Raw genomic sequence first — 8,920 nt, 5'->3', positions numbered from 1 at the left:
CTAAACCTACTTTAAAAATTGTGCTTATTTTAATCATCTAAAAGCTCCTCCCTTATTATCTAAAAGGCATCGATGATATTATTTAACTATTTATGAAAGCTAATATTTATAAATCATATTAATATCTCTTCCCTTAAAATACGACGTGAAAATTTAATTGTTTAGAAACTTCCTTCAATTCTTTTTTCCCCTTTTAAATGCCAGAGATTCAGGTTGTGACTTGTATTGCCAAGCATTATTTGAAAGCAACAGTTCCTTAAGGAAAACCTGGCTATCAAATCTTCAACAAGATTCTTTAAAAAACCCTGAGGGCCTATTTTGTTTTCTGACAAATCTAGTTCCTTTAACGAAGTAGGCACAGCAGAAAAACTATATTGTTCCTTTTCTCCTCGCTCAAGGAATAAATCTTTTTCCTTGGGTGTTTCTTGCCTTAATAAATATCTAAGTACCTCATAATCACTCTCATCAATTCCATTATAACGCAGGTTAAGACTAAGAATGGTTGTGTTCATATCTAGCATTTCTACTAAACTTTGAACACCTTTCTTGCGGATTCCATTTTCCGCAAGGTTAAGAGTGGTAATACTTTTATTATGAATCAAAACCTGGCAAAGATCCTGTAAGGTTTCAGGCGTCAATCCTGTCCTTTGAAGGTTTAACTCAGTTAAGATAGAAGGTGCAGCTAAACCTTGACGAAACTGCTGAATATGGGAAGAGGTTAACCTGATCCCTTCTAAACTAATTTTGCTGACTTGATTAAGCAGAGAAAGCTTCTTTTTAAGGATATCCACTTGATAAAAATAAATTGCTTCCAGCTTTTCTCGAAGTTCTTTAACCTTCTCATCTGAAGCATAAAATTCCTCTGCCTTTTGTCTGAGATAAGGAATCTCTTCTATATCATCCATTTCTACTTTATGAATCTCTGGTTGGAGGCGGAAGCACTCAAAAAGAGGGTCTAGTGCTTGCATGAAATTAAGTTGTTCATCAGTGTTTTCTCCAGCTTCCCTCATTATAATATGGGGTGTGTAAGCGACCCAACCTTCATGGAACTTAGGTAATTCCTTTACAGATAAGGAGCGGTGACCTAAGGCAGAAACGAGAGGTGAAATTACCCCACCTTCTGTACTTTCCTCCTCCTTCTTTCAGATAATCTGGTAAAGGTTGTTGGGTGATTCCTGTTCCTAACGAAATAAGAATAATCTTTTGCTGTGGGTAAGACAAACGAGCTTGCTGATAGGCTTTAAAAGCAGGATTATTAAGGCCTATTCCTCCATCCACATAATTTTCTTCCCCTATGCTGACTGCTGGAAAGTAGGTTGGAGCAGCTGAGCTGGCTTGCACAATTTCTCGCATAGGATAGTTGCTATCAGGAGTTTTTTTATTATCGAGAATGTAAAGATGGTCTTCCGTCAATAGATAAGTAGGGATAAGAGCTTGGATTCCCTTTAGGGTTTCACCGAACTTACTTTTTTCAAAACGGCGTATAAGAGCATCTTTGAAAGCCTGTGACGAAAACTTAGGTTGGTTGGTTTGTTTGATAGCTCTCAAGATCTCAACGATCCAATAAGTAGGCGGAAATACCAATCTTCCTTCTTCTATATAAAAGCTACTTAACTTCTCCCCGCATGATATCTTGGCCTAAAAGAATCAAAAGGATTGGGAACAGTTAGACCTAATGCAATGATGGATCCTGTGGAGGCTCCAGCAACTATTTTTAAAATATCGGCTATATAAACATCTAAGCCGAACTTTCTTGAAAGATCTTTTTCAAGCATTTCAAGTATGGTCGCAGGAATTAAGCCACGGATTCCCCCACCATCAATAGAGAGAATCCATATATCTTCTTGCTCTGGTCGATAAGAGGTTTCTGCGAAAGTCCTAAACCAGAAGGTTGATTGGTCCAAGTCTTTTTCAATTTCTTCAGTACCTTTTTTGATAAATAGTACCAAGAGTATAAGCAGCAAGAAGATTACTTTTTCCAAATCTTTCTTTTTCCCATGGAATAAGATTATGATTTGGCCTAAATCCTTCTAGTACTATGGAAGTCTCTTCTCTTTCTTTTGGTAAAGTATCTTTTTCCATAGCATCGACAGAGATGGAAAAGTGTAGGGGGAATAGAAAAGTGCTCAGAGATAGGAAAGGAAAAATCTTCCTCTTAATAGACAGAGAGTGACTCACTGTGGGCCCCTTAGGTAGCTTTTATAGTTAGTAACTATTTCTATATGGGAACTACTTTAAAGCCGTTCAATAAGTTATTCCCCAAAAGTAAAATTTAATTGGGGATAAATAAGAAACTCTTGCTGTTTATATCTGTTGAAATCTAGGAGGTAGTGATGAGATGGCCTAGGTATCTTCACATTACCTTTCTTCGGAACCCTCTGAAGGTATCCAGGCCATCCCAGCACTGCCATTGTACCTCGCTTTTATTTTTCACTTAAAGATAAAGACTTTAGGAGGTTTTCTAATGTTCCCTCATCAGTGCCCCTTTTTTCTAAAATGGAGAATAACTCCTTAGCAATTTTACGCTGCGTATTAACAGGTAAGAAGTCAGCTTTTGCATCTCTGTATTTAACTGCTAGTTCATATATCTCCAAGTCTTCTACCTGAAATCCAGGTTCATTTTCCATCACTTTAATTTCGAGAAGAGGGAAAATCCCAACCCCTGTCATACAAGCATCTGCTTGTATTTGTTTCCATAATTCAAACAGTTCTGGCCTTCTTTCAATTAAAAATTTATCTACATAAGTGTCAAACCAAACTTCAGGTGTTTTGTTCCAATTTTTATTAGGAGGGATATCAATTAAAACATTTAGTAATTTTTTTAAAAAAGTCATAGGTTCACTTTGTCGCTCGCGAAAAATGCTTTTTATTTTATTAGTCAAAAAATCTTCCTGGTCTAGGTCATGTTGACGAGAAATTGCTGCATCAATAACTTCCCCCTTTTCTGTGTTGCTATTTCTTTGGATAACTTCAGTAATTTCCTCACTCAAATATGAGTTATCTTTATCAGGCGGATAAATATAGCAAATTTGCGCTGATTTTCTGGAGGCCCCCATATACTCTTTATAACATAGGTCTACAGGTGCATACCCAACCGACGTAACAAGCTTTTGAGAAGCTAAATTGTCTAAGTGGATATATCCCTTTAAACCTTTGAAAGTATAAGTATGGGGTAAGCCTACTAACTTACCATAATTATCTTCTATAATTATAGATAAATGCTTATTAACTTTTGGATCGACTATTTCTTCATTAAATTTCTTGAGAAATAATTTTCCTAGTCCTTGGCCTCTAAAGGCTGGATGAATGAGCATTTGGCATTCGGCATACTCATGTTGTTGGGAAGATAAAATGAATTTAAATTTGACAGAAATAAATCCAATTAAATTTTCTTCTCTATAAAAACCATGAAATCCTAGAATAGGGTCTATTGAGCCATTCTTTCTTAACTTATTATAATCTTCAACTAGCGGAAGAATTTGTCCAGGGCGCATGTCTAGAAATTCTTTACCAGGAGAATTAGTATTATCAAGGCAAATCTTTATTATCTTCCTTCTCTCTTCATTGTCTTCAAGGGTAAGGGGACGAATACTATCTTGGCTAGCATATGCCGAAGAAATACAGCACAATATAGATGCGTAAATTATATATCCAGAAGATCTATTTTTTCTGTTCATTTAATTTCTCCATTTTTTAAAATTACTTATTTTTTCTACTTTAATCTTCATGAATAAAAGAAGTTACCTTATTGTCTTATGGAGAGCACTCCAAAATATCGTAAACTATAAACTGATTATTACGACATGTTGTTTAAGAGAGTACCAGTGAAGTAAGAAAGAAGATTAACTTTTATAGTATTAAATAAAATTTGGTATAAATTTTTTTATAAATTAATGGAATAAAGCTTACCTGAAGGCTTAACAATTTACAGCTTCCTGATCTCATCATCGCCAGCAATCATTACTCCCACTATAAAATGTAAATATATCTAAAATTTTCTCTTTGTCTGCAAGTAAATAATAAGTTCTATTTTTTCTGGAAAGAAATAATCTAAGGGGTATTAAAAGTGAAAATAAAAAAAGATTTGCAATATTATTTGCTTTGTCTTTAGTTAGCTTTGATGGATTTACTGATGTTAGGGCTATAGCTTCTGATTGGGAAGAAGAGGATTCAAATTCTCCGGGCCAGGTAACCTCTCATACAATAGATTTTAAAAATCATAAAAAACAAGATTTACAAGGTTTAATTAGTTCAGACTTTGAATATAAAGAATTAACACTTAAAAATCTTACATCTAACAAATTTAACATTATAAAACCTGCTTTAGAAGAGGCCCTTACAATAAACTCAGAAGGTGGAGGAATGACTATGCGAGGAGCTCCTTCTATTAAGATCTTGGAATATTCTATTGATGAGAATGTAACCAAGATGCAAAGAGCAGTTGATGAATTCATGTGTGCTGTTGCCTCTACAGCGAGAGTGGAGGTCAAAAGGTTGGGAAAAGCAATGGAAGGTGAAACTGCTCCTGGTATGGCAGACCTTTTGCGTGATTCAGCGCGAAGTTATTGGGCTAGGAAACAGGAAGAAGAGATACAGCGAGAGATAAAAAGAAGAGAAAATGCAAGAAAGATTAAGAAAGAGGATAGAAGCGGTATGAGGGGCTGGGAAAAATCATTTATGGATGGATTTGAGGGACGGTCCTCGGATTCATCAGACCTGTCAGACTCAGAAGAATAATAATAACTTTTGATCATCACTTAATTTGTACTAACTCACATTAGGTTTGACAGAAAAATACTCCCAAATAGGGTGCCTGTTAGATCTAATTTGAATTAGTACATAAAGCTTCGTATAGGGAAGAAAAGGACATCTTAAAAAAAGCACTGGGCATCTTCTCCTGCCTGCGCAAATGAAGTATCAGTTTATGCAAGAGCATCAACATGACTTCAAGATAGAGAGGATGTCCCAAGTGCTGAATGTAGCTCGCAGTGGATACTATCGGTTTATTAAGGCACAACCTTCAAAGTTGATGACGCTTCCCTTGAGGAGAATAAAAACAGGAAAGTTGATTATTAATTGAATATTATTTAACTTAAACCTGCATTAATACTGCCGTAAAATTCTCCTTCTTTTAGAAGAAAAAAAACATATCCAGTACTATTATAATGAGGATTCCATCCGTATTATACAATCTAAAAGAGTGCTATTTTCATCCATTAACAATAATAATTTGCAGGAAATCCTCATGAAAGCCATTCTTCTAACTACCACTGCATTTAGCCTGACTCTATCTCTTTTTTTATCTACTGAAGGAGTAGCTTCAGATAGCGAAATAGTAGAGCATAAGCTAAGAAACACTAGCTATGTGCGGGGTAACTTTAGATATGATCAGGAAGAAGCAAGTTTATATGCGCCTCCTTATCAACCTGCACAAGTACCAACCCAATGCTCTAAAATTTATCGAGGCGTGCCTCAAAAGCTTCTTTATGAGCAAAATTTAGAAGAAAAGCTGCTTATGCACATTACACCAGGCCGAGATGGGCGCGCAAAAGTTGAAAATCCGGCGCAGTGGCCCTATCTTTTTCATGGTCAATTGAGTCTTTATTTTTCTTCAGGTGAATATGGTGGTTCAGGAACTTTAGTTGGCCCTCACCATATGCTTACAGCTGCCCATAATGTTTACAGCCATGCGCGGGATGAGTGGGTACAAAGAGTTGTTGTCCGTTTGGCTTTAAATGGTGATGTTGCTCCTTTTGATGAGTGTCAAATCACCCGCATTATTACCTTCAAGAATTGGACAAAGGATCACGATCCTGGTTATGATATGGCCTTAGTGCTTCTTGACCGCCCTATTGGTCATCAGACAGGGTGGGTAGGTCTTCTCACACTGAAAGATAAAGTCCTTAAAAAGGCGAAAGTTAATGTAACGGGTTATCCTGGGGACAAAGGCTTTAAAGAAATGTGGACGATGAGCCATAGTATAAAACAGATTGCTGCTGAAGAGATGTCTTATGAAATTGATACATATGGGGGGCAGAGTGGAAGTGCTGTATGGTTGAACAAGTGGGGCAGTCCTTATCTTGTTGGCGTTCACACTTTAGGGGAAGGAATTGCAGGCACAGGTAATTCCGGGGTACGGCTTTCACTGCTTAAAGCCAATCACATTCTCAAATGGATTGAAGCAACACTACTTATTGATCAGAAAGTTACCAAAAGCGTCATACCTTCAAGGACTATTCATTCCCTTAAAAATGAAACAGAAGAGGTTGAAGATAATCTCCAAGATAAGATAGCTCTTTGGCAAAATTTAGCTCAAGAAGGCAATGAAGGAGCTTTAAGGAATTTAATTAAAGCTGCGGTCCAAAAGAATGTAAATGCACAATACGCTCTTGGCTCAATATATGAGAAGGGGCAGGGTGTTGCAAAGAATATCAAGAAGGCTTTTGAGTGGTACTTAGAAGCAGCTCAAGGAGGCCATCCAAGCGCACAAGTTGCTCTCTCGATGATGTATGAAAGGGGGCAGGGTGTTATAAAAGACGAGACGCAAGCTACTCAATGGATGCAAAAGGCGTTGTTACCAGGTGTTGTGAAAGACGCGAGTCAATCTGCTGAATGGTATCAAAAGATATTTTTGAAAAGTATTGAATGGTTTAGAAAGTCTGCTGAGCAAGGAGACACAAAGGCACAGCTTTTTCTTTCTATAATATATAAGAAGGGGGTTGGGGTTGTAAAAGATGATAAGCAAGCTGCGGAATGGCTAATGAAGGCAGCAAAAGAAGGAGAAGACGATGCGCAATTTAATCTTGGTTTAATGTATGACAATGGCCAAGGTGTGGCACAAAATGATAGACAAGCTGCTGAGTGGTATCGTAAAGCGGCTGAACAAGGACACTCAATGGCACAATTCAATCTTGGCGTGATCTATCAGAATGGCGAAGGTGTACCAAAAGATGAGGTCCAAGCTGTTGAATGGTATCATAAAGCGGCTGAGCAAGGTGATGCAGAAGCACAATTTAAACTTGGTGTAATGTATATGAAGGGCGAAGGTGTTGCAGAAGATTATAGGCAAGCAGCGCAATGGTATAAGAAAGCTGCTGAGCAAGGACATGTAGATGCTCAATATCTTTCAGGGTTAATTTCTTTTATTGCAGAAGATTATAGGCAAGCAGCGCAATGGTATAAGAAAGCTGCTAAACAAGGACATGCAAAGGCTCAATACAACCTTGGCGTAATGTATACGAGTGGCCGGGGTGTACCAAAAGATGATGCTCAAGCTGCTGAATGGTATCAAAAATCTGCTGAGCAAGGAGATAAAGATGCTCAATACAACCTTGGTGTGAGGTATGCGAATGGCCAAGGTGTTGCAAAAGATGACAGGCAAGCTGCTGAATGGTATCGAAAGGCCGCTGAACAAGGGCATGTAGGTGCGCAAATTAATCTTGCTGTAATGTATCTCAATGGCCAAGGTGTGGCACAAGATTATAGGAAAGCTGCTGAGTTGTATCGAAAGGCCGCTGAGCAAGGTGATGCAGGTGCGCAATTTAATCTTGGTGTAATGTATGACAATGGCCAAGGTGTAGCACAAGATTATAGGAAAGCTGCTGAGTGGTATCAAAAAGCTGCTAAACAAGGGCATGTAGGTGCGCAAATTAATCTTGCTGTAATGTATCTCAATGGCCAAGGTGTGGCACAAGATTATAGGCAAGCTGCTGAGTTGTATCAAAAAGCTGCTGAGCAAGGGCGTGCAGGTGCTCAATTTAATCTTGCTGTAATGTATGACAATGGCCAAGGTGTAGCACAAGATTATAGGAAAGCTGCTGAGTGGTATCAAAAAGCTGCTAAACAAGGGCATGTAGGTGCGCAATTTAATCTTGGCTTTATGTATGACAATGGCCAAGGTGTTGTAAAAGATAAGGGAAAAGCTGCTAAATGGTACAAAAGAGCCGCTGAGCAAGGACATGCAGAGGCCCAATATGAGCTTGGCCAGGGTGTTCAAGATAATAAGCAAGCATTTGAATGGCTAAGGAAGGCGGCTGAGCAAGGACATGTAGAGGCCCAATATGAGCTTGGCATAGAATATTCGCTTGGCTTGGGTGTTGTGAGAGACAAGAAGCAAGCTGCTGAATTGTATCGAAAAGCAGCTGAGCAAGGACATGTAGAGGCCCAGTATGCTCTAGGCATGATGTATGGCAAAGGTTGGTCTGTTTTAAATGAAAAGGGCTGGTTTTTTATAAAAGATAATAAGCAAGCATTTGAATGGCTAAGGAAGGCGGCTGACCAAGATTATGAGAAGGCCCAATATATGTTAGGCCGATGTTATGAGTACGGGAGTGGTATAGAACAAGATAAGAAACAAGCTATTGAGTGGTACCAAAAAGCTGCAGAGCAAGGAAATGCTAACGCTAAATCTCAATTAAGTTTATTACTTAACAAGTAAGCCATTATAAATTTTTTATTAGTTGCTGCGTTTGAGGAAGTAATATGTTTAAGAGGCTTATAAAATTTGGCGGGTACCTTAAGGAGCCCATCCCAAACCTGGGGGTGATGGCACAAATGCCTAAATTTGCAAGTTTTAATTTCCTCACAATAAACTGATAGATGCGCTTAAAAATCATCTAAGTTATCAATAGCCTATCCTTATTTTCCTCACTTTGCAGATCATCCCCAGGTTTGGGATGGTCTCCTTATAAGGCCGCTAAAACTTTATCCCCTTACTATTCCTCATTTCTTGAGGAGAATAAAAACAGGAAAGTTGATTATTAATTGAATATTATTTAACTTAAACCTGCATTAATTCGTATAACTTCGTATAATGTATGCTATACGAAGTTATTACGATTCATCAGACCTGTCAGACTCAGAAGAATAATAATAACTTTTGATCATCACTTAATTTGTACTAACTCACATTAGGTTTGAC

The 8,920-nt window shown here is 37.9% G+C and carries 7 protein-coding genes; 3 read left to right on the top strand and 4 right to left on the bottom strand.

Features of this window, described 5'->3' with window-relative positions; all coding sequences use genetic code 11:
- Positions 1–161: 161 nt before the first annotated feature.
- The 4 genes from IG80_RS0108995 to IG80_RS0108975 form a co-directional block, all read right to left on the bottom strand.
- Positions 162–1,010: a leucine-rich repeat domain-containing protein gene (locus IG80_RS0108995; RefSeq protein ID WP_032113725.1), complete on the bottom strand. Its 849-nt coding sequence runs from the start codon at positions 1,008–1,010 to the stop codon at positions 162–164.
- A gap of 40 nt (positions 1,011–1,050) precedes the next feature.
- On the bottom strand, positions 1,051–1,584 hold the full coding sequence (locus IG80_RS0108990; RefSeq protein WP_032113724.1) for a patatin-like phospholipase family protein: 534 nt from the start codon (positions 1,582–1,584) through the stop codon (positions 1,051–1,053).
- A 26-nt stretch (positions 1,585–1,610) separates the two neighbouring features.
- Positions 1,611–1,982, bottom strand: a complete 372-nt coding sequence (locus IG80_RS0108985; protein WP_198027332.1) for a patatin-like phospholipase family protein — start codon at positions 1,980–1,982, stop codon at positions 1,611–1,613.
- A gap of 441 nt (positions 1,983–2,423) precedes the next feature.
- The gene (locus IG80_RS0108975; protein WP_032113721.1) at positions 2,424–3,677 is read right to left on the bottom strand and encodes a GNAT family N-acetyltransferase; all 1,254 of its coding nucleotides are present in this window, start codon (positions 3,675–3,677) and stop codon (positions 2,424–2,426) included.
- A 424-nt stretch (positions 3,678–4,101) separates the two neighbouring features.
- On the opposite strand from IG80_RS0108975, the gene IG80_RS0108970 reads away from it, so the two are divergent.
- The 3 genes from IG80_RS0108970 (at position 4,102) to IG80_RS0108965 (ending at position 8,437) form a co-directional block, all read left to right on the top strand.
- The gene (locus IG80_RS0108970; protein WP_032113720.1) at positions 4,102–4,737 is read left to right on the top strand and encodes a hypothetical protein; all 636 of its coding nucleotides are present in this window, start codon (positions 4,102–4,104) and stop codon (positions 4,735–4,737) included.
- A 172-nt stretch (positions 4,738–4,909) separates the two neighbouring features.
- Entirely contained in the window at positions 4,910–5,080 is a 171-nt protein-coding gene (locus tag IG80_RS15800) for a hypothetical protein (RefSeq protein WP_198027331.1), read from the top strand.
- Positions 5,081–5,245: 165 nt separating this feature from the next.
- Complete coding sequence (locus IG80_RS0108965) at positions 5,246–8,437, top strand: trypsin-like serine protease (RefSeq protein WP_052046293.1); 3,192 nt, start codon at positions 5,246–5,248, stop codon at positions 8,435–8,437.
- Positions 8,438–8,920: the final 483 nt, after the last annotated feature.

It is taken from the genome of Candidatus Paracaedibacter symbiosus (genome assembly GCF_000757605.1).
Lineage (GTDB): Bacteria > Pseudomonadota > Alphaproteobacteria > Paracaedibacterales > Paracaedibacteraceae > Paracaedibacter_A > Paracaedibacter_A symbiosus.
This window is presented reverse-complemented; position numbering and strand designations above follow the sequence as displayed.